Genomic DNA, 19,015 nt, shown 5'->3' with positions numbered 1-19,015 from the left:
CAATGGCCGGTTTTTACACCGCCGCGCTCAGCAAAACGCCGGCGCTCCATTGGCCTGGTTTGTCACCGCCATGCACATTATTGCGAGTGAATTGCATTATTGCTAATCGCGCCTCCCAGTTCGAGCATTGGGGGGTCAATTGAAGTTACGATTCGCTCTGGTCGCGGCAACCGCCTTGACCGCCACAACACCTGCCTTCGCCAAAGGCCCATCGCTCCAAGCAGAAGTCGCTTTACTGAAGGCACAGGTTGCAGCTCAGCAGCAGCAGATTGCTGCCCAGAATGCGCAGCTGGCGGCACAGGCAAAACGGATCCAGGAGATCGATGCGCGCCTGCAAGTGGCAGTGGCGACGCCGACCGCGCCAGCTGCCGCGAACGCTGCGATCGGCAGCGCGCCATCCGCAGTTCCAGCCGCTCCTGCCCTCGCCGATAACAGCGGAACGCGTGAACCCGCCGGTTCGGATACGACAATCGGTGGCTATGGCGAGATTTCCTATAATGGCTATGTCCATGACGCGAGCCGCAATCAGGCCGATCTCAAGCGTTTCGTCCTCTTCTTCGGCCATCGCTTCAACGACCGGATCAGCTTCAACAGCGAGGTCGAGGTTGAACATGCCGTGGCTAGTTCCGGCGACCAGGGTGAGGTTGAGATTGAACAGGCCTATCTGAACTATGCCTTCAATCCAGAACTCAACGTGAAGGCCGGCTTGTTCCTGATGCCCTTCGGCTTCATCAACCGCAATCACGAGCCGCCGGTCTTCTACGGGGTCGAACGCAACGAGGTCGAACGGCGCATCATTCCCTCGACCTGGCGGGAAGGCGGTGTGAGCGTCTGGGGATCAACCCCCTTCGGTATCTCCTATGATGTCGGCGTCACGACCGGCTTTGATTTCGCCAAGCTCGACGATGCCGGCGCGCCGCTGCTCGGCACGCATCAGGAATTGCAGCTTGCCCATGCCGCCAGTCTTTCGGTCTATGGCTCGCTCGAATATACGCCGACACCGGGCGTCCTCATCGGCGGAGCGGTTTTCACGGGCAAGACCGGCCATGCCAACGCCGACTTCAAGTCGGATCCGACCGCCCCCGATTTTGCCGGCGTCGGGGGACGGGTGACATTGTGGGACGTCCATGCCCGCGTTCAGCACTCGGGCTTCGATATAGAGGCATTGTACAGCCGGGGGACCTTCGCCAACAGCGCAGCAATCGATCAGATCATTCTCGATTACAACAGCGCAAACGGCGCGGAGCGGGCAATATTGCCCTCCGCCTTCTATGGCTGGCTGATCCAGGGCGCCTACAGCTTTTCGCTCGGTGGCGATGTCACGCTCGATCCCTTCGTGCGCTATGAGAAATATGACACTCAGGCAAAACTCCCGCTGGGCCTAACGGCAGACCCAGCCAACCGGGATCGCGTCCTGACGACGGGCGTCTCGTTCCACCCGCTGCACGAGGTGGTGGTCAAGCTCGACTACCAGAAATTCTTTGAAAACAGGGACAACGACCGGATCAACCTTGGTCTGGGGTACATGTTCTGACAGGTCGCGGCAAAGTACATGATTGTTTCCTCCAACTGGTTCATTGGCGCTGAAACCCAGTACAGCTCAGAATATGAAACCGAGGTCGGCCAGAAACGGTGGTCGTTGTTCGCTGGCCCCACCATTCACTATGGCGGTCAGAAATTCTGGGCTATCCTCACCTGGTTTCCACAGCTCAAGGGCGGTGGAGAACGCTATGAGGGGTAGACCGACACCAATCCGCACCTCATCGAGAAGACCAAGAACGAGTTTCGTCTCAAGCTGGGCATGAATTTCTAGGACTCGAACCCATGTCAAACCGGAATTGGCCACATCTGATTGCAGTCCCTGTCCTTGTGGCGACAGCGGTGCCGGCATCGGCGACCGACTATATCTCGGTTGCGGGCGCACAGCACGCCTTGATCCCGCAGGCGCAAAGCTTCGTGCCGTTCGCGGTGACGCTGTCCTCCGCCCAGCTTGGCCAGATCAGGAAATTGTCAGGCGTTCCGCAGCGGACGAACCAGCCCAGCATCTGGCGCGCGATGCAGGGCAAGACCACGGTGGGCTGGGTGCTCGTGGATGAAGTCGTCGGTAAGCATGAGTTCATCACCTACGCCACTGCCATCTCGCCCGACGGGCATGTGCTGGGTGTGGAAATCCTCAGCTATCGCGAATCCCACGGTGGAGAAGTTCGCAATCCGGCCTGGCGTGCCCGTTTCCGGGGGAAAACGCTAAACGACAAGTTCAAGCTTAATCAGGATATTCCCAATATCTCGGGCGCAACGCTGTCCTGCCGCAACATCACGGACGGGGTGAAACGCCTGCTGGCCATCCACTCGCTCGTACTGGCGGCGGCCTGACGATGATCACACGTTGCCGACCCCTGCTCGGCACGCTGGTAGAAATCACGGTTCCGGAAGGAAGCGAGGATGCGGTCGGCCCGGCATTTGCCGCGATGGCCGAGATTCACGCACGCATGTCCTTTCATGACCCAGCGAGCGATCTGGCTGCTCTTCGTACCGCTCCGCCGGGCGAGGTCGTCATGGTTGATTGCGAGACCGTTTGGGTCCTGCGAATGGCTGTCGCATTGCATGAAGCAACTGAGGGTTTGTTCGACGTCGCGGTCGGGCGAGCACTCGTCCGTGGCGGCTTTTTGCCCCGCGAGGGGATCATGCATCTCAATCGCTTCACCGGAACCACGGCGGATATCGAGATAATCGACGACCGAAATGTTCGTTGTCATCGACGGACGCTGATCGATCTGGGCGGTATCGCGAAAGGTCATGCGGTGGACCGCGCAGTGGAAACACTGGTGGCGGCCGGCGCTTCCGCCGGACTGGTCAATGCAGGCGGCGATCTGCGAACATTTGGCGAGCGCGATTGGCAGGTCCAGCTCCGCGATGCCGACGAGGCCATACGCCATGTGGTGACTGTCCCTGACTGCGCCATTGCAAGTTCCGCCAACCTCCATAATCGGCGGCAGGTGAAGGGCAGGCCCCATGGTCCGCATATCGGATGGAATGGTACTCCCGTCCTCACCGATCAGCGCGTCACCGTGATTGCGGAACGCTGTATCATTGCCGACGCCATGACCAAGGTTGCCATGGTCAATGCCGATCTCGCCGATGAAATTCTCGAGGCGCATCGGGGCTATGTCCTGCGCGCCGCTCTGTTGGCCGGAGCGGCCTGATGCAGCATCGTCGCACGGCACGCCTCGCCAAATGGCAGATTTGGCTGTTGAGCCTCAGCGGTCTGGGCCTGTGGTTGAGCGGAAGCGCCTGGCTGCTGCTCCATTATTATGGACAGCAACAGGGCGAGTTCGGTCCCGAAACAAATCCGCTTGAGCCCTGGATGATGAAGATCCACGGGTTGTTCCTCATCCCGGCCCTGCTCGGTATCGGCGGCATGTTCGTCGCCCACATCCCCAAAGGCTGGTCCCATACGCATCAGCGTGTCGCGGGATTAGTCCTTTGCACCCTGCTTAGCGCGCTCATCGCAAGCGGCTATCTGCTCTACTATGCCGGAGACGAGAGTTTCCGGGCATGGACCAGTCTCAACCATTGGATCATCGGACTGGCCCTCCCGGCCGCGTTCGTCTGGCACTATCTGAACGGCCTTACCGCACGGCGCGGCAAGCGCAGGTAAATTCGACGGAAAAACCTGTGAACGCGATCCTTTGCTGAACGATTGCTGACCACCCTGTTCAGGGATGCGCCAACGATGCGTTGCAATAGCCCTGCCTGTGGAGACGAGACCGTCTGCGGAGGAGGTGAATTTTGATGCGCAAACCCCTGTTGGCCCTGTCCCTGGCCGCTTCGGTGCTGGCCGGGCTTCCCTCTCTGGCCCATGCTCATGACAGCAGGGGGAGCTGGTATAAATATGAAGAATATCATGATGGCGGCGACGACGATGATGACGATGATCGTCCCCGTTACCGCCGCAGCTATTATGAGGAACGGGACTATGCTCGCCCGCGCTATGTCGAACCGCGGCGCTACCATTATCGCGAGCGGCGCGACCGCTGTGGCGGCAGTGGTACCACAGGCCTGATGCTGGGCGGCGCGGCGGGTGCGCTGCTCGGACGCTCGGTCGATCGCTATGGCGACCGGGCACCGGGGACCATCATCGGAGCGGGCGCAGGCGCGTTGCTGGGCCGCGAAGTCGAGCGCAATTCCGGCTGCTGACCCGCATAATGCGGAGGCCATGAATTGAGTTCCCTCCTGCGGCGGGAGGATCTGGGGCGTGGAACCGGTTGGTCTTCGCGCCCCTTTTGAAGGTCGCCAGGGTGGAAGCTGGGTTCAGATCGAGTTCAGCGCATCTGTGCTTGAATGACAGCCTGTCCCATCCGCCGGGTGCAGACAGGGCGAAAGAATAGGAGGCAGGATATGAAAATCCTCCGTAATGCGGCCGTGGGCCTGGCGCTGGCGGCGTCCATGCCGATCAGTGCCACGCCTGCCGAGGCACGCGACCATTATCGTTATTATTCGCGTCATTATGACAATGACGCGGCGCTTGCCTTGAGCGCAGGAATTGTTGGCCTGGCGCTCGGCGCGGCCATCGCGTCGGATAGGCCGCGTTATTATTACGAGGATGATTATTATCGCGAACGATATTATCACCCGCATTACCGGTCATATAATTACTATTATTATGACAGCTATCCGCGTTATTATGACAGGCGCTGGGATCGCGGCTACGACCGGCATTGGCGTCACCACCATGACGATGATGATGACGACGATTGATGCAATCGGGTTCCGGCCTGCCGCTTGGTGAATTGCGGATCGTGTCCGATCCAGTATTGCGGCTAATGCCCAGCCCGTAGTCGGGAAGAACTGGGACATGAGGGTGATGACGAAATTTGCCCTAGCTAATCCGCAACCCGTCATTCCGGAATCGGCCATCTTGGATATCCAGAACGGGATAGCGGTCGGTCCGCACCTGAAGATCGAAAATCGGAGGCTGAGCGACGGAAAAGGGTCGGCCTACTCTGAAGCGTTCTTCCCGTGGCCATCATGGCCTTAGGAGACGTGTCATGGGATTGTCAGAATTTGATCCCGCCGCTCGCGAGCGAGTATCTTGGAACGCCGGACGCAAGGTGGGGGCGAAGCGCGCGCTCAAACCCCGTCAGATCTGGGCGGTCCGTTTCTTCCTCGACCAGCATGGACGCATTCGGGATAGGGCCCTCTTTGATCTCGCCATCGATAGCAAGCTGCGCGGCTGCGACCTAGTGAAGATCAGAATCAGCGACATTGTTTGTGATAGGAAAATTCGAACGCGAGCCACCGTGGTTCAGCAAGACCGGAAGGCCAGTTCAGTTTGAGCTGATGGACGATGCTCGCGCCAGCCTCCTCAAGTGGCTCGAATTCCGGGGTGGATCCCTAGAGGACTACGCCTTCCCCAGCCGCACCGACCACGCGGCCCACATCAGCACACGGCAATATGCCCGCCTTGTCGATGAGTGGGTAAAGGGAATTGGCTTACCCAGTGAAGATTATGGCACCCACTCTCTCCGGCGGACAAAGGCATCGATCATCTACAAGGCGACCGGAAATCTCCGGGCCGTCCAGATCCTGCTCGGGCACACGAAGATTGAAAGCACAGTGAGATACCTGGGTGTGGATGTCGAGGACGCTCTGACTTTGGCAGAGGGCACAGAAATCTGAGATTGCCTGGCTCCTTACCCTCGCGAGGAGCCAGGACCTATATCGCGTCGGCTCTGCGCCAATGTCAGCCATTAACTCCCAGTTCCGCTTTCCCATAAGCGGCCATTGGAGCGCCCGCGGCTCGGGTAAGACCGCACTCGCGGACATGATCGCCGCCGGCTGCGACGCCATTCCACCGCAGGGCTGGGCTGCGGATCAGGATGTGAGCCCCTCCTTTCTTGTGCGTGCGCGTTCGCTCCTCGGCAACGGGCAAGTCAAATTGACCTGGGGCGGCGGCACAGAGACAAATCGCCGCCTTGATGGCCGCGACGCCAATGGCCCATTGTCATTTCCACGCGCGCGCTATCTGTCGCAGCAGTTTGTCGAAGATCTTTGCTCATCGAAGGGTGCCTCCGAAGGGCTCATACGCGAGATCGAGCGCGTAGTCTTTGAAGCTCACCGGCACGACGAGCGTGACGGCGCCGTTAACTTTGCAGAGTTGCGCGAGCACCGGACCCAACGCTTTCAGCAGGCCCGCCAACGCGAAGCTGAATCGATCGCAGCGATTTCCGAGCGCATTGCCGACGAGTTCGAGAAGGAGGCCCTCGTCGCGACGCTTACGACACAGGTCAACCAGAAAGAGGGGCTGATCGCCGGCTATAACGCCGATCTTGCCAAGTTGGTCGTGAAGGGGACCGAGGCGCAGGCGCAACGCCATGCGGCTCAACACAGCCGCGCAACAGCGAAGCTCTCAGGTCCAGGCCTTCAGCACGCAGCGACGGACATTCGTTGCGATGCAGTATGAAGTGAGAAACACGCGGGCAACCCGGGCGCCCGAACTGCTGCGCGAAGCCCGAGTCCGCCACGCCGGTAGCTTCCTCAATGACACGCAATGGGACGATTTCCTGCTGATCTATAAGGGCGACGTCGACAAGGCCTTGGTCGGCTACATTGCATGGGCTGACGGCGAGATCGCTAAGATCAACGGCATCCCCCCGGTACCAGGCGCTCCCAACGTCGCGCTGATTCCGGATACCGCCGACCTGTCGACAATTCCGGTGGCCGTGCTGCGCGCAGAAATGACGAGGCTGGAACAACTCATCAGTGCCGACACCGTTATCCGCAACCAATACACCGCACTGGGGCAGCGGATCGCGACCGAAAACGGGGCGCTGCAGACGCTAAAAACCCGCCTCGAGGATGCCCGTGGCGGCGCCGATCGTCGCAAGGCCCTGCAAGTCGAGCGCGACGATGCTTATGAACGACTGTTCGATGCCGTCGTCAGCGAGCAACGGGCGCTGACCGACCTCTATGCACCCCTGATGCGGCGGCTTCTCTATATATGGCGTGACTTCAAGCAGGACGACGGCAAAGCCGTGCAAGCTTGGACCGCTCGGCAACTCGCCGACGACCACGGCGTCGCCCGCCTCGCGAAAGCGTTCACGCGCTACAGCTGGGGTCAGGGCATGGGCCTGAACGGCCTCGGCGATATGGTCGCAAAACGCAGCGATCGCGCCTCGGTTGAGGCGATCCACACCCTGCTCGATCGGGACGCATTCCGTGGCCGTCTCGAATCGCTTGAGACTGTTGAGATGGTGAAAGATGAGGATTCAGACGCGATCAGGCGCTTTTTGCGCGCTTGGCGGTCTCGCGACGAAACAGGTGATTAACGAATACCTCTGAAATCGACCCAAGTAAGGGCCGATAAGCCGGTGTGAACGCGCAACAGCTTTCGATGACTGACGTGATGTCCGCGAAGGCTAGGAATTGGGAGGCTCCTGGCAGCGTGGCGGGGAGCCCTTTACCAGTTCCTGTGCCCTGAACCGGACAGGCAAAAGACGGCCCAGTCTTAGGCATCCAGAATGGAAAAGCAGACTGGCCGCACCTGGGAACAGAAAATCGGGGGCTGAACGGCAACAAAGGGTCGAAATTTCGCATTTCTTACGATCCGCTGCCCATCGCAGAAAGGGTGGCATCTCTTACCCCTACCCCCTCATTGACCAAACGCCGGGCGCAACACCTTCCGCTCGTCCTTCAGCCGATCCAGATAATCGCTCCACCATTGCGCCATTTCGACACGTTCATTCCAGAAAGCCCCGCGAGCATAAGCCGCTCGAACCGAATCCCGATCCTTGTGTGCCAAGGCCCGCTCGATGGCGTCTGGATGCCACTTCCCGCACTCATTCAGGAGAGTGGACGCCATGGAACGGAAACCGTGCGCCGTCATCTCATCGCCTGAATAACCCAGCCGTCGCAGGCCCGCATTCACGGTATTTTCTGACATTGGATTTGCTGCGCTTCTGATCGAAGGAAAAACATACTTCCCCCTCCCGGTGAGACTCCTGATCTCCGCTAGGATCGCCAAAGCCTGCCGTGACAGAGGCACCTGATGTTCGACCCGTCCCTTCATCTTTGCGGGCGGAATGCGCCATACGGACTTCACCACGTCGATCTCTGTCCATTCGGCTTTCCGGAGTTCCCCCGGCCGAACGAAAAGGTGCGCCGACAACTGCAGGGCCCAGCGCGTCAGTGGCTGCCCCTCATATCCATCTATGGCGCGCAGCATCTCGCCCGCGCGTTCGGGATCAAGAATGGCTGCGTGATGCTTGACCTGGGGTATGGTCAGCGCGCCACGAAGATCGCGCGTGGGATCGCCGGGCGCCAATTGAGATGCCACTGCGTAACGAAATACCTGCCCCATAAAGTTCAGCGCACGTTTCGCGCTCTCGTGCCGCCCCTTCTTCTCGATTGGCCGCAGGGCCAGCAGCACCTCCATCGGCTGGATTTCAGAGACGGGCCGTTTCCCCAGCACAGGAAAGACGAGCTTAATGAACCAGCGCCTCTTTTTGATCGTCGCTTCCGCAAGCCCTTCGCGCTCCTGCTTTTCCAGAAGCATTTCCGCGACTTTAGAAAAGCTATTCTCCGCACTGATCCTGGCAGCAGCCTTCGCCTTCTGTTTTTCGAGAGCCGGATCTAGTCCAGCAGCATGCGCCTCCCGCGCCTCGTCGCGCAATATGCGGGCTCTCTTGAGAGAGACATCCGGGTAGGCGCCAAGGGAGAGCAACTTCTCGATCTTTTTGAACCGTCCTTGTGCATCAAGCCCGTCGATCCGAAATTTCAATCTCCATAGCCGGCTGCCATTTGGGCTGATCAGGAGGAAAAGGCCGCGCTCGTCAGCAACCTTGTATGGCTTGTCCTGAGGCTTCAGCCCCCTGATTCTCGTGTCTGAAAGCGCCATCCGTCGACCATCCCATCTGCCTCGTCCGCTTCCTGGGGGTATCGCGTTTGACGCTTTAGCCTCATACCCCTTCCCGATACCCCCAATGGGGAACGGACAGGCATGGACGGCGACAAACGCACCTGACCAGAAAGAGTGAATTTTTAGCAGATTTCTGCCGCTTTTTCAACCTGATGTGGATGCTGGCAGAGGGGGTAATGGTGCCGCTTACGTGACTCGAACACGTGACCCCATCATTACGAATGATGTGCTCTACCAACTGAGCTAAAGCGGCATTGGAGCGCGCAGATAACAGCGGTTGGGACGCAGGACAAGCGGGCAATTCATTCTCCCTCGCGATCGTCGGGTCGCCCCTGTCGGGGCCCAGCCGCGATCGTCCCGATTTGGCGCTTCGGCTCTTTACAGCATGTTTACCATCCCGTGCCATGGTCGAGTCTCAGGAAAGCTTTTCTTCAGGGCCGGGGACCGACGGAATGGATACTCTGCGAGGGCAGGAAATCGCCAACGATCAGGACGATTTCGACTATGCCGACGACGCAGCGCTCGACGCGCCGATCGCGATCGGTTCCGATGAGCGGCGGATGCAGGTGCGCGCCTATAATTATTGGGCCTCGCTTCTGGGCGACCGCGCACTCCCTTCGATCGAGGACCTGTCGCCCGATCAACTGGAGGATTTCGGCCCCAACAGCGTCCTGCTCGACTTCAGCACCGGGCTGGACAATCCTGCCGTCGTCTATCTGGGCACCGCGCTGCGTCGCGAGTGCGAGGTCGAAAGCACCATCCGGTTCATCAATGACGTGCCGTCGCGATCGCTGCTGTCTCGCCTGACCGACCACTATCTGCAGATCATCGCCAATGCCGCGCCGATCGGCTTCGAGGCGGGCTTCGTCAACCAGCGCGGCGCGGAAGTCCTCTATCGCGGCATCCTGATGCCCTTTTCGTCTGATGGCGAGACGATCGACTTCGTCTTCGGCGTCATCAGCTGGAAAGAACTGGCGAGCCAGGACGTGGCCGACGAGCTTGGGCGCGAGGTCGACGCCGCCCTGCGCGGCGTCCCGGCGCCCCGGCAGGTAGCGCCGATCTGGGCCGACGGCCCGGCCGCCGACGACGACACGCTCGACCTGTCCGGCATGGAAAGCCCCGCCGCCGACGCGCCGCTCGCCGACTGGCTGGCGCTCGCCCGGGACGGCGCCGAACAGGCGCGCACCAGCGAGGCGCGCACCCATGGCGCGCTTTATCATGCGATCGGCCTTGCCTATGATTTCGCCCTGATGACGGAACAGGCGCCCGACGATTATGCCGAAATGCTGGCCGACGCCGGGATCAAGGCGCAGGCGCGCAGTCCGCTGACCGCCGTGGTAAAGCTGGTCTTCGGCACGACCTATGACAAGACGCGCCTCACCGAATATGCGACCGCGCTCGAACACGCCAAGGCGGCGCAGCTCGGCATCGGAACGCTGGGCGATTATCTCGCCCGCTACGAAGGAGGTCTCAAGGCGCTGATTCGGGATGAGCGCAGCCAGCGCCGCGCCAATGCCCCGGCCCGCCCCGATCCCCGCCAGGCCGCGCGCGTGGCGATGAAAGCCGCAACGGCGCTCGATCCGGCCGCCATCCCGACTGACGAGGATGGTCTGGCCGTAGTCGTCGCCCGGCGCGAAGCGGATGGGACGCTCGCCATCGTAGGCGCGCTGCCCGACAGCTCGGATCTTGGACAGCGGGTGATCGTCGCGGCCGCCGGCTGACCTCGCTTTCACCCCACCGGCACGAAAGACTGCGACAAGGCGGCAGAACGGGATCATTGGTCGCGCGCGGCTGGTACGACATCTTCGACTGCCCCTCGTTGCGCTGCACCTATATTTCAACAGGCCGTAATTTTGTTTCAACTGCCCGTTGAGACTTGTCAGCCGCGAGCGCATAAGATCGGATAAGCCCGAGGAGTCGCCTGGCGGCCGCCCAGCGTCTTCTCCGTTCAGGGAAAAGCGGACAAAAGTCCGCCTGGGAAGAGGTTGCGCATGACGACACTGGCTGAATCGAAGAGCAATCGCGTCGACATTTCGATCCGGGAGGCGCTTGAGGCGGCGCTGGCGCGCGGCGCCCTGCCCGGCGAGAGCGAGGGCTTCGATCATGACGCCGCCTCGGCCGCCGCCGCTTTCCTGGGACGCACGGCCCAGTCCCGCAAGCCGGGGCATGTCGCCATCGCCATCGACACGCTGGGCGAAGGGGCAACCGGCCGCTTCATGCGGATCGCGCTCGTCAATGACGACATGCCCTTCCTGGTGGATTCGATCGCCAACACCCTGGCGGGCGTCGATATCACCATCCACCGCCTGCTCCACCCGGTCCTTTCCGTCGATCGCGCCGACAATGCCGATCTGCTCGCGATTCTGGCCGATGACGCGCCCGGCGCCCGCCGCGAATCGATGATCTATATCGAAGCGGACCGCGCCGATGCCAAGGGCCGGCGCGCGCTGGAAAGGGCGCTCCGCCAGACGCTGGCCGACGTGCGGGCCGCCGTGTCCGACTGGCTCCGGATGCGCGATGCCATGGCGCACGATGCGGACATCATTCCCGATGGCGAGGGCGCCGCGCTGCTGCGCTGGTTCCTTGCCCGCCACTTCACCCAGATCGGGCATGAGCGCCGCCGTCGCGACGGCAAGGCGGATGCGCGGCTGGGCCTGTGCAGCCTGGAGGACGCACCGCTGCTGGCGCCTGCGTCGCTGGAGGCGGCCTTCGCCTGGTTCGAGGAAGGCAAGCGCAATCCGCTGATCATCAAGTCCAACCGCCTGTCGCGCGTCCACCGGCCGGTGCTGCTGGACCTCGTCATCGTGGCGGTCCGCAAGGGCGCGCAGGTGGTGGCCCTGTCCATCCACGCCGGCATGTGGACCAGCGCCGCGCTCGCGGCCAGTCCCGACAAGGTGCCGCTGCTGCGTTCGGCGCTCTCGGCGCTGATGGACAAGTTCGGCTTCGATCCCGGTGGCCACGCCGGCAAGGTCCTGGCCCACGCGCTGACGGCCCTGCCCCACGACATATTGATCGGTTTCGATCATGACACGCTCGAAAGGCTGGCGCTGACCTTCATGTCGCTGGCTGACCGGCCCCGCCCCAAGCTGGCCCTCGGGACCAGCGCGCTGGCGCGCCATCTCTATGCCTTCGCCTGGCTGCCGCGCGAGGAACTGACGACTGCGCGGCGCATACAGGTACAGGACATGCTGGGCCAGGCCGCCAACGCCCCGGTGCTCAGCTGGTCGATCGCGCTGGAGGAAAGCGGCCTGGCGCTGCTGCGCATCACGCTGGACCTGCGCGAAGGCGGCGTGGTGCCCGACGAAGCCCCGCTCGACCGGCAGCTCAAGCAGATGGTGCGCGGCTGGCTCCCCGCCGTCGAGGAAGCGCTCGCCGAAACCGAGGAACCCGGCCGCGCCGCCGCGCTCGCGCAGCGCTACGCGCCCGGCTTCCCCATCGGCTATCGCAATGGCGCCGGGCCGGCGGAGGCCGCCATCGACATCCGGCTTCTGCATGGCCTGACCGGCCCCGACGACAAGTCGATCCGCATCTATCGCAACGGCGAAGACACGCCCGAACAGCTGCGGCTCAAGCTCTACAGCCAGGACGCCATCGCCCTGTCGGAGGTCGTCCCCGCGTTCGAAAATTTCGGCTTCCGGGTGATCGACGAGATGACAACGGCGATCGACGGCGGCGCGCAAGGCCATGTGCAGCGTTTCGTGCTGGAACTGCCTGCGGGGGGCGATGCCGAAGCCGTCATCGCCCGCGCCTCGGTCGTTACCGAAGCGATCGCGCAAGTGCTGGAAGGCCGCGCGGAAGACGACCGGTTCAATGAACTTATCGTGACCGCGGGCCTCGTCCCTCGCGCGGTGGTGCTGCTCCGCGCGATGTTCCGCTACCTGCGCCAGACCGGCATTTCCTACGGCCTGGCCACATTCGCCGAAACGCTTCGGCGCGAACAGGATATCGCCCGGCAGCTGGTCGCGCTTTTCGAGGCGCTGCACGATCCCGCAGCCAAAGACCGCGAGGCCGGGGCGGCGCAAGCGCAGGCCGCGATCGACGCCGGCCTCGAAAAGGTCAGCGCGATTGACGAGGATCGGGTGCTGCGCCTGCTGCTCGCCGTCGTCACCGGAACGTTGCGTACCAACTTCTTCACCGATGCCGCGACCGAAGCGCTCGCCTTCAAGCTCGACAGCGCGCAGATACCCGGCCTGCCCGCGCCCCTGCCCTGGCGCGAGATCTGGGTCTATTCGCCACGGGTTGAGGGCATCCATCTGCGCGCCGGGCCGGTGGCTCGCGGCGGGCTGCGCTGGTCCGACCGTCGCGATGATTTCCGCACGGAAATCCTTGGCCTCATGAAGGCGCAGCGCGTCAAGAACGCCGTCATCGTGCCGACCGGAGCGAAGGGCGGCTTCTATCCCAAGCAGCTCCCCAACCCTCAGGTCGACCGCGACGCCTGGCTGGCGGAAGGCACCGAAAGCTATCGCATCTTCATCCGCGCCCTGCTGTCGGTCACCGACAATATCGTCAAGGGCAAGGTCAGGCATCCCGCGTCCGTGGTGATCCGGGACGGCGACGATCCCTATTTCGTCGTCGCCGCTGACAAAGGCACGGCAACTTTCAGCGATATCGCCAACGCCATCGCGCTGGAGCGGGGTTTCTGGCTCGGCGATGCCTTCGCGAGCGGCGGGTCCAACGGCTATGACCACAAGGCCATGGGCATCACCGCACGCGGCGCCTGGATCAGCGTGCGGCGCCATTTCGCTGAAATGGGCGTCGACGTGCAGAGCGAGCCGATCCGGGTCATCGGCTGCGGCGACATGTCGGGCGATGTGTTCGGCAACGGCATGCTTTTGAGCAAGGCGATCAAGCTCGTCGCCGCCTTCGACCACCGGCACATCTTCCTTGATCCGGATCCCGACCCGGCCAAATCCTGGGAAGAGCGTAATCGTCTGTTCCAGCTCCCCCGTTCCAGCTGGGACGATTATGACAAGGCGCTGATCTCGCGCGGCGGCGGCGTCTTCCCCCGCACGCTCAAGACCATTCCGCTCAGCCCCCAGGTCCAGGCGATGCTGGGCGCCGGCGTCAGCCAGATGGAACCGGCCGCCCTCATCTCCGCGATCCTCAAAAGCCAGGCCGATCTGCTCTGGTTCGGCGGCATCGGCACCTATGTGAAGGCGGCGGCGCAAAGCCAGACGGAGGTGGGCGATCCCGCGAACGATCGCCTGCGCGTCAATGCAGAGGATCTGCGCGTCAAGGTCGTGGGCGAAGGCGCGAATCTGGGCGTCACCCAGGCGGGGCGCATCGCCTTCTCGCTGCGTGGCGGACGGATCAATACCGACTTCATCGACAATTCGGCTGGCGTCGACTGTTCGGATAATGAGGTCAACATCAAGATCGCCCTCAACCAGGAAATGGCCGAAGGCCGTCTGACGTTGGCGGCACGCAACACGCTGCTGGTCAGCATGACCGACGCGGTGGCCGACATCGTCCTGGAGGACAACCGCCTGCAGGCGCTTGGCCTCTCCATCGCGGAAGCGGGCGGCCCGGCTGAACTGGCAAGCTATGTCCGGCTCATCGAAACCTTCGAGGAAAGCGGCCGGCTCGACCGGCAGGTGGAAGGGCTCGCCGCCAACGACCAGTTGCTGCGGCGGGCGCAGGATGGACAGGGCCTCACCCGCCCCGAACTCGCCGTGCTGCTGTCGACTGCCAAGCTGGCGCTGCAAGACGCGACCGAACATGGCAATCTTGCCACCGACCCCAGCATGGGCGCCGAACTCGCCGCCGCCTTTCCGCCCGCGATGCGCAAGAAGGAAGGCGACGCGATCGCGGCCCACACGCTCGCGCGCGAGATCATCGCGACGAAGGTCGCGAACCGCATCGTCAACCGCCTGGGCCTCATCCACCCGTTCGAACTGGCGGAGGAGGAAGGCTGCTCGCTCGCTGATCTTGCCAGCGCCTTCCTGATCGCGGAGCGGCTCTACCATATCGACGCGCTATGGGCGGATATCGACGCGGCAGAGATGTCGGAAGCCGCGCGCCTTGCGCTGTTTGGCGACATCGCCAGCGGCATGCGCGCGCAAATCGCCGACATCTTGCGCAGCCTTCCGGCCGGCACGCTGCCAGGCGCGGGCCATGCGATGCTGGCGCCGGGCGTCGGCAAGCTTGCAGCCCATGTCGACGAGCTGCTGACCAGCGAAGCCCTGCGACGCACCCAGGCGGTCGCTGACCGCCTCCTGGCACTCGGCGCGCCTGAAAAACTGGTGCGGCGCACAGCCGGCCTGTTCAAGCTGGATGGCGCGGTCGGCATCGCCGAACTGGCGACGCGGCTGAAGCTGGACGAAATCGCGCTGACGCACGCATTCACCCATCTGGGCGAAGCGGTCGGCATAGATTGGGTTCAATCCACAGCGGCGCGCATGACGCCTTCGGACCCCTGGGAGCGGCTGCTGATATCCGGCGTTGCGCGCGACATGCAGCAGGTGCGGCTGGATTTCCTGGCGCAGGGCAAGGACAGGGATGTCGCCGCCCACGTCGACCAGTGGCTGGAGGCCAAGGCGCCCCGGATCCACCAGTTCCGTTCGCTTGTCCAGCGCGCCAAGGCAGCGGCACTACCCAATGTCGCCATGCTGGCGGAAATCGCCGGTCAGGCGCGCGGGCTGCTGGGGCGCTAGGGCGCTAGGGCGCTAGGGCGTTTTCCAGGCAGACGGACTCATCTGCCGACCTGGAAAAGGCGGCACAAAATGACTGGGCATCCGGGGCGGTGCAACTGGTGGCAGGGCCGCGTCAGTGCCCCTCGTCGGGCGCGATCCTGACCGGAACCTTGCCCATGTCAGGACCATAGACAGGCGTCACCGGCTCCTCCGGACGACGTCCGTGCAGTGCCTCAATCTCGGCCTTGCGCTGCTTCAGATACAGGTCGCGATAGGTGGCATAGGGGTCGTCGGACTTGCGGATCTGCTGCACCGTGTCGTCAAAGGCGGCGCGCTCGCCCAGCTGGTTGAGGATCGTCGCCGGGATCACATAGGCCGGTTCGTTGAACGGCTTGCCCAGCGCGAGGGGCACGATCATCTTGTCGATCGTATCGCCGATGATGTCCCGCAACGTCGTTGGCCCGACGATCGGCAGATACATATAGGGGCCCGCGCCCACGCCATAATAGCCCAGCACATTGGCCAAGCCATTGGGGCGATAGGGCAGGAAGAAGGGCTTGCGCTTGGCGACGTCGAACAGGCCTGCCAGGCCCAGCGTCGTGTTGATCGAAAATCGCCCGGCCGTTTCGATCGCCTTGCCCGGTTTCAGCTGCAGCAGATAGGCTGCAAAGACCACCGGCTCCTGCAGGTTGTTGAAGAAGTTGCGGAAGCCCTTTCGCACCGGCTTGGGCAGCCCCTTGTTGTAGGCCTTGGCGACTGGTTCCACCACGGCCTTGTCGACGGACTGAACCGCCTGGAAGCTCTTGGCGTTGAGATGCTCCAGCGGATCGCCGGGGGGCGCCCGGCCTTCGCCCGTCACCACGATGTCCTGACCTTGCTCGGCCGGGGCGGTCGCCGGCGCCGGAACCTCGGACGCAGGCGGGGTGGGATTGGCAGCGGGACCCTGTTGCAGCGCCTTCGCCGCGCTGGCCGCGTCAACCACGGGGGGCGACTGTGGTTGCGGCGGAACGACCGCCACCGCCTGCGTCCCCATCATCATCAATCCTGCGGCGATGCCCGGCAGCAGCATGTTTTAGTCCCTTTGCTTGCGACCCATCACCCCTGTTCGGAGAGCAGGCGGGGTTTCGCCCTCGCCGGCGTCCGACCAACGGCGGCTAGTTAGGATGTGGCCCGCCGTCAATAGCGAGTCCTTAACAGGCGCGGCGAACTGCGCGAGGCATACAATTTGATACAAATTTCCGCACGACCCTGTTTGCAATTGCGAGTCGTTCGCGTTATCTGCTCCCAACTCTTCGCTCAGGACCCGTCCACTCTTCCATGCACGCGCCCGTCCGATCCCGACCGCTCGGCAAGAAAAGCCCCAGGGCCTTCTGGCTGAAACAGCTTCACACCTGGCATTGGGTCAGCAGCGCGATCAGCCTCATCGGCCTGCTGCTGTTCGCCTTCACCGGCATCACGCTCAACCACGCCGCCGACGTCGAGGGGTCGCCACGGACAGTGGAAAAGGCCGCCACCCTGCCGCCTGCCTTGTTGAAGCAGGTCGCACCCGACAGCGCTCCCGACGCGAAAAAGCCCCTGCCCCCGGCGATCGCCGACTGGGTGGGCAAGGCGGTCGGGCTTCCCGCTGCCGGGCAGGCCGAATGGTCGGCCGATGAAATCTATCTCGCCCTGCCCCGCCCCGGTGGCGACGGCTGGGTCGCGATCGACCGGCAGACCGGCCAGGTGACCAGCGAGAGCACCCGCCGCGGCTGGATCAGCTACCTCAACGACCTGCACAAGGGCCGCAATACCGGCGCCACGTGGAAATGGTTCATCGACATCTTCGCCGTCGCCTGCTTCCTGTTCGCGCTGACCGGACTGCTCCTGCTCTATCTCCACGCCAAAAAGCGGCCCAGCACCTGGCCCCTGGTGGCGGCCGGCCTCGCGATTCCCGCGCTTCTCGCCATTTCGTTCATGCATTAGGGGACAGCAGCGTCATGCACAGCGGCTATAAACTCATCCTCGGCAGCGCGGCGATCGCCGCGGCCATGCCCGCCACCGCCGAAACACTGACAGTCAATGTCACCATCCCGCGCCTGCCAGTCGCGGAATATCATCGCCCCTATGTCGCCATCTGGCTGGAAAAGGAGGGCGCGGCGCCCCGCACCCTGTCGGTCTGGTACGATGTCGACAAGGCCAAGGGCGAAGGCACCAAATGGCTGCGCGACGTGCGCCAATGGTGGCGCGCCTCGGGCCGCAGCATGAGCTTCCCCGCCGACGGTATCACCGGCGCGACCCGCCCGCCCGGGCAACAGAAGATCGCCTTCACGACCGGCAAGGGTCCGCTAGGCCAGCTTGATGCCGGCAACTACACGCTGCTGGTGGAAGCCGCTCGCGAAGTCGGCGGACGGGAAGTCATCCGCCTGCCCTTCAGCTGGCCGCCCAGACCCGGCGCCGTCGTGCGCGCGAAAGGCAACAGCGAACTGGGGGCGATCAGCCTCGGCTTCGGCAAATAAGGGGAGGATTATCGAATGAAGACCAGATTGATGATCGCGGGGGCGCTCGCCGCCCTGATGCTCACCAGCGCGGCGCAGGCGCACCGCCAGTGGATGCTCCCCTCTTCGACCAGCCTGTCGGGGACCGACAACTGGGTTACCGTGGACGCGGCGGTCTCCAACGATCTCTTCTATTTCGACCATATGCCGATGCGGACCGACAATATCGCCGTGACGCAGCCGGACGGCTCAACCGGGAAGATCGAGAACGCCGCCACCGGCAAATGCCGCTCCACCTTCGACGTGCATCTCACCCAGCCGGGCACCTATCGCATTGCCAATGTTTCGACCATGGTTATGGGCAGCTACACGCTGAATGGCGAGGTGAAGCGTCTGCCGCGCGGCACCACGAAAGAAACGCTCGCCGCCGCGATTCCTGCGGGCGCTACCGATGTGCAGACCGCCGAGGCATCCAGCCGCAACGAAACCTTCCTGACGCTGGGCGCGCCCACGACGACAATCTTCAAGCCAACCGGCGTCGGCATCGAAATGATGCCGGTCACCCATCCCAACGATCTCGTCTCAGGCGAGGCAGCGACCTTCCGCTTTCTCCTCGACGGCCAACCCGCTTCGAATCTCAAGGTCACGATCATCCCCGGCGGCGGTCGCTATCGCGATACGCTGGGGCAGCAGGATCTGACCGCTGACAAGGAAGGCAAGCTGACGGTGACCTGGCCGCAGCCGGGCATGTACTGGCTGAACGCCAGCGTCGGCGGCGGTCGCGAAGGCGGCGATGGGGTAGCCGGCATGGGTGGCGCTGGTAGCGGTGCTGCCCCGCAGCCCCCGCGCCCCGCTGGCCCGCCGCAGCGCCGCGCCTCCTATGTCACCACACTGGAAGTGCTCGCCCCCTGACCGGCTTGCGCGTCGCCGTTCCCGCCGATCTGCCGCCCGGTCTCTTCTCCGGGCGGCAACGACAGGCGGGGACGATCAGC

General features: G+C 63.1%; 16 protein-coding genes, 1 tRNA gene and 1 pseudogene. 15 read left to right on the top strand and 3 right to left on the bottom strand.

What is annotated here, in order from left to right; all coding sequences use genetic code 11:
* The first annotated feature begins 139 nt into the window (after window positions 1–139).
* From AAC640_RS11185 to AAC640_RS11140, 10 genes and pseudogenes are all read left to right on the top strand, one after another.
* On the top strand, window positions 140–1,534 hold the full coding sequence (locus AAC640_RS11185) for a porin (RefSeq protein WP_340266257.1): 1,395 nt from the start codon (window positions 140–142) through the stop codon (window positions 1,532–1,534).
* Window positions 1,535–1,552: 18 nt separating this feature from the next.
* Window positions 1,553–1,741, top strand: a complete 189-nt coding sequence (locus AAC640_RS11180; RefSeq protein WP_340266255.1) for a DUF6662 family protein — start codon at window positions 1,553–1,555, stop codon at window positions 1,739–1,741.
* A gap of 83 nt (window positions 1,742–1,824) precedes the next feature.
* Window positions 1,825–2,373, top strand: a complete 549-nt coding sequence (locus tag AAC640_RS11175) for an FMN-binding protein (protein ID WP_340266253.1) — start codon at window positions 1,825–1,827, stop codon at window positions 2,371–2,373.
* 2 nt (window positions 2,374–2,375) lie between these two features.
* On the top strand, window positions 2,376–3,203 hold the full coding sequence (locus AAC640_RS11170; protein WP_340266251.1) for an FAD:protein FMN transferase: 828 nt from the start codon (window positions 2,376–2,378) through the stop codon (window positions 3,201–3,203).
* Window positions 3,203–3,658, top strand: a complete 456-nt coding sequence (locus AAC640_RS11165; RefSeq protein WP_340266249.1) for a hypothetical protein — start codon at window positions 3,203–3,205, stop codon at window positions 3,656–3,658. Before AAC640_RS11170 ends, AAC640_RS11165 begins: the two co-directional genes overlap by 1 nt.
* Before the next feature lie 134 nt (window positions 3,659–3,792).
* Window positions 3,793–4,197 carry a glycine zipper 2TM domain-containing protein gene (locus AAC640_RS11160; protein WP_340266247.1) on the top strand — a complete coding sequence of 135 codons (405 nt, stop codon included), beginning with the start codon at window positions 3,793–3,795 and terminating at the stop codon, window positions 4,195–4,197.
* 201 nt (window positions 4,198–4,398) lie between these two features.
* Window positions 4,399–4,758, top strand: a complete 360-nt coding sequence (locus tag AAC640_RS11155; RefSeq protein WP_340266245.1) for a hypothetical protein — start codon at window positions 4,399–4,401, stop codon at window positions 4,756–4,758.
* A 290-nt stretch (window positions 4,759–5,048) separates the two neighbouring features.
* Window positions 5,049–5,679, top strand: a pseudogene (locus AAC640_RS11150) (tyrosine-type recombinase/integrase).
* Window positions 5,680–5,740: 61 nt separating this feature from the next.
* Complete coding sequence (locus AAC640_RS11145) at window positions 5,741–6,463, top strand: hypothetical protein (protein WP_340266243.1); 723 nt, start codon at window positions 5,741–5,743, stop codon at window positions 6,461–6,463.
* Window positions 6,453–7,328, top strand: coding sequence for a hypothetical protein (locus AAC640_RS11140; RefSeq protein WP_340266241.1), 876 nt, complete (start codon window positions 6,453–6,455; stop codon window positions 7,326–7,328). Before AAC640_RS11145 ends, AAC640_RS11140 begins: the two co-directional genes overlap by 11 nt.
* Before the next feature lie 323 nt (window positions 7,329–7,651).
* Here AAC640_RS11140 and AAC640_RS11135 read toward each other — a convergent pair whose 3' ends face one another.
* Together AAC640_RS11135 and AAC640_RS11130 are read right to left on the bottom strand one after the other, a co-directional pair.
* Window positions 7,652–8,896 carry a tyrosine-type recombinase/integrase gene (locus AAC640_RS11135; RefSeq protein ID WP_340266239.1) on the bottom strand — a complete coding sequence of 415 codons (1,245 nt, stop codon included), beginning with the start codon at window positions 8,894–8,896 and terminating at the stop codon, window positions 7,652–7,654.
* A 198-nt stretch (window positions 8,897–9,094) separates the two neighbouring features.
* Window positions 9,095–9,170, bottom strand: a tRNA-Thr gene (locus tag AAC640_RS11130).
* A gap of 199 nt (window positions 9,171–9,369) precedes the next feature.
* On the opposite strand from AAC640_RS11130, the gene AAC640_RS11125 reads away from it, so the two are divergent.
* Window positions 9,370–10,638: a PAS domain-containing protein gene (locus AAC640_RS11125; RefSeq protein ID WP_340266237.1), complete on the top strand. Its 1,269-nt coding sequence runs from the start codon at window positions 9,370–9,372 to the stop codon at window positions 10,636–10,638.
* Between the two features lie 270 nt (window positions 10,639–10,908).
* Window positions 10,909–15,570, top strand: a complete 4,662-nt coding sequence (locus AAC640_RS11120) for an NAD-glutamate dehydrogenase (protein WP_340266235.1) — start codon at window positions 10,909–10,911, stop codon at window positions 15,568–15,570.
* A 112-nt stretch (window positions 15,571–15,682) separates the two neighbouring features.
* On the opposite strand, the gene AAC640_RS11115 is transcribed toward AAC640_RS11120, so the two are convergent.
* A complete protein-coding gene (locus AAC640_RS11115) occupies window positions 15,683–16,618 on the bottom strand; it encodes an MlaA family lipoprotein (protein ID WP_340266233.1) in 936 nt (311 codons plus the stop codon).
* 248 nt (window positions 16,619–16,866) lie between these two features.
* On the opposite strand from AAC640_RS11115, the gene AAC640_RS11110 reads away from it, so the two are divergent.
* Genes AAC640_RS11110 through AAC640_RS11100 form a run of 3 tightly spaced genes read left to right on the top strand, consistent with a single transcriptional unit; the run spans window position 16,867 to window position 18,935 of the window.
* Window positions 16,867–17,511 (top strand): PepSY-associated TM helix domain-containing protein, encoded by a 645-nt coding sequence (locus AAC640_RS11110; RefSeq protein WP_340266231.1) that lies wholly within the window; start codon window positions 16,867–16,869, stop codon window positions 17,509–17,511.
* Between the two features lie 14 nt (window positions 17,512–17,525).
* Complete coding sequence (locus tag AAC640_RS11105) at window positions 17,526–18,044, top strand: DUF2271 domain-containing protein (protein ID WP_340266229.1); 519 nt, start codon at window positions 17,526–17,528, stop codon at window positions 18,042–18,044.
* A gap of 15 nt (window positions 18,045–18,059) precedes the next feature.
* Entirely contained in the window at window positions 18,060–18,935 is an 876-nt protein-coding gene (locus tag AAC640_RS11100; RefSeq protein WP_340266227.1) for a DUF4198 domain-containing protein, read from the top strand.
* The last annotated feature ends 80 nt before the right edge of the window (window positions 18,936–19,015 follow it).

The organism is Sphingobium mellinum (assembly GCF_037860795.1).
Lineage (GTDB): Bacteria > Pseudomonadota > Alphaproteobacteria > Sphingomonadales > Sphingomonadaceae > Sphingobium > Sphingobium mellinum.
The sequence above is the reverse complement of the archived record's forward strand: the minus strand, read 5'-3'. Positions and strand labels throughout refer to the sequence as shown.

What these genes read in the sequence shown, in the direction of transcription:
- AAC640_RS11180 (WP_340266255.1), top strand. Translation starts at nt 1,553, where the DNA reads ATGATTGTTTCCTCCAACTGGTTCATTGGCGCTGAAACCCAGTACAGC.
- AAC640_RS11175 (WP_340266253.1), top strand. Translation starts at nt 1,825, where the DNA reads ATGTCAAACCGGAATTGGCCACATCTGATTGCAGTCCCTGTCCTTGTG.
- AAC640_RS11170 (WP_340266251.1), top strand. Translation starts at nt 2,376, where the DNA reads ATGATCACACGTTGCCGACCCCTGCTCGGCACGCTGGTAGAAATCACG.
- AAC640_RS11165 (WP_340266249.1), top strand. Translation starts at nt 3,203, where the DNA reads ATGCAGCATCGTCGCACGGCACGCCTCGCCAAATGGCAGATTTGGCTG.
- AAC640_RS11160 (WP_340266247.1), top strand. Translation starts at nt 3,793, where the DNA reads ATGCGCAAACCCCTGTTGGCCCTGTCCCTGGCCGCTTCGGTGCTGGCC.
- AAC640_RS11155 (WP_340266245.1), top strand. Translation starts at nt 4,399, where the DNA reads ATGAAAATCCTCCGTAATGCGGCCGTGGGCCTGGCGCTGGCGGCGTCC.
- AAC640_RS11145 (WP_340266243.1), top strand. Translation starts at nt 5,741, where the DNA reads ATGTCAGCCATTAACTCCCAGTTCCGCTTTCCCATAAGCGGCCATTGG.
- AAC640_RS11140 (WP_340266241.1), top strand. Translation starts at nt 6,453, where the DNA reads ATGCAGTATGAAGTGAGAAACACGCGGGCAACCCGGGCGCCCGAACTG.
- AAC640_RS11135 (WP_340266239.1), bottom strand. Translation starts at nt 8,896, where the DNA reads ATGGCGCTTTCAGACACGAGAATCAGGGGGCTGAAGCCTCAGGACAAG.
- AAC640_RS11125 (WP_340266237.1), top strand. Translation starts at nt 9,370, where the DNA reads ATGGATACTCTGCGAGGGCAGGAAATCGCCAACGATCAGGACGATTTC.
- AAC640_RS11120 (WP_340266235.1), top strand. Translation starts at nt 10,909, where the DNA reads ATGACGACACTGGCTGAATCGAAGAGCAATCGCGTCGACATTTCGATC.
- AAC640_RS11115 (WP_340266233.1), bottom strand. Translation starts at nt 16,618, where the DNA reads ATGCTGCTGCCGGGCATCGCCGCAGGATTGATGATGATGGGGACGCAG.
- AAC640_RS11110 (WP_340266231.1), top strand. Translation starts at nt 16,867, where the DNA reads ATGCACGCGCCCGTCCGATCCCGACCGCTCGGCAAGAAAAGCCCCAGG.
- AAC640_RS11105 (WP_340266229.1), top strand. Translation starts at nt 17,526, where the DNA reads ATGCACAGCGGCTATAAACTCATCCTCGGCAGCGCGGCGATCGCCGCG.
- AAC640_RS11100 (WP_340266227.1), top strand. Translation starts at nt 18,060, where the DNA reads ATGAAGACCAGATTGATGATCGCGGGGGCGCTCGCCGCCCTGATGCTC.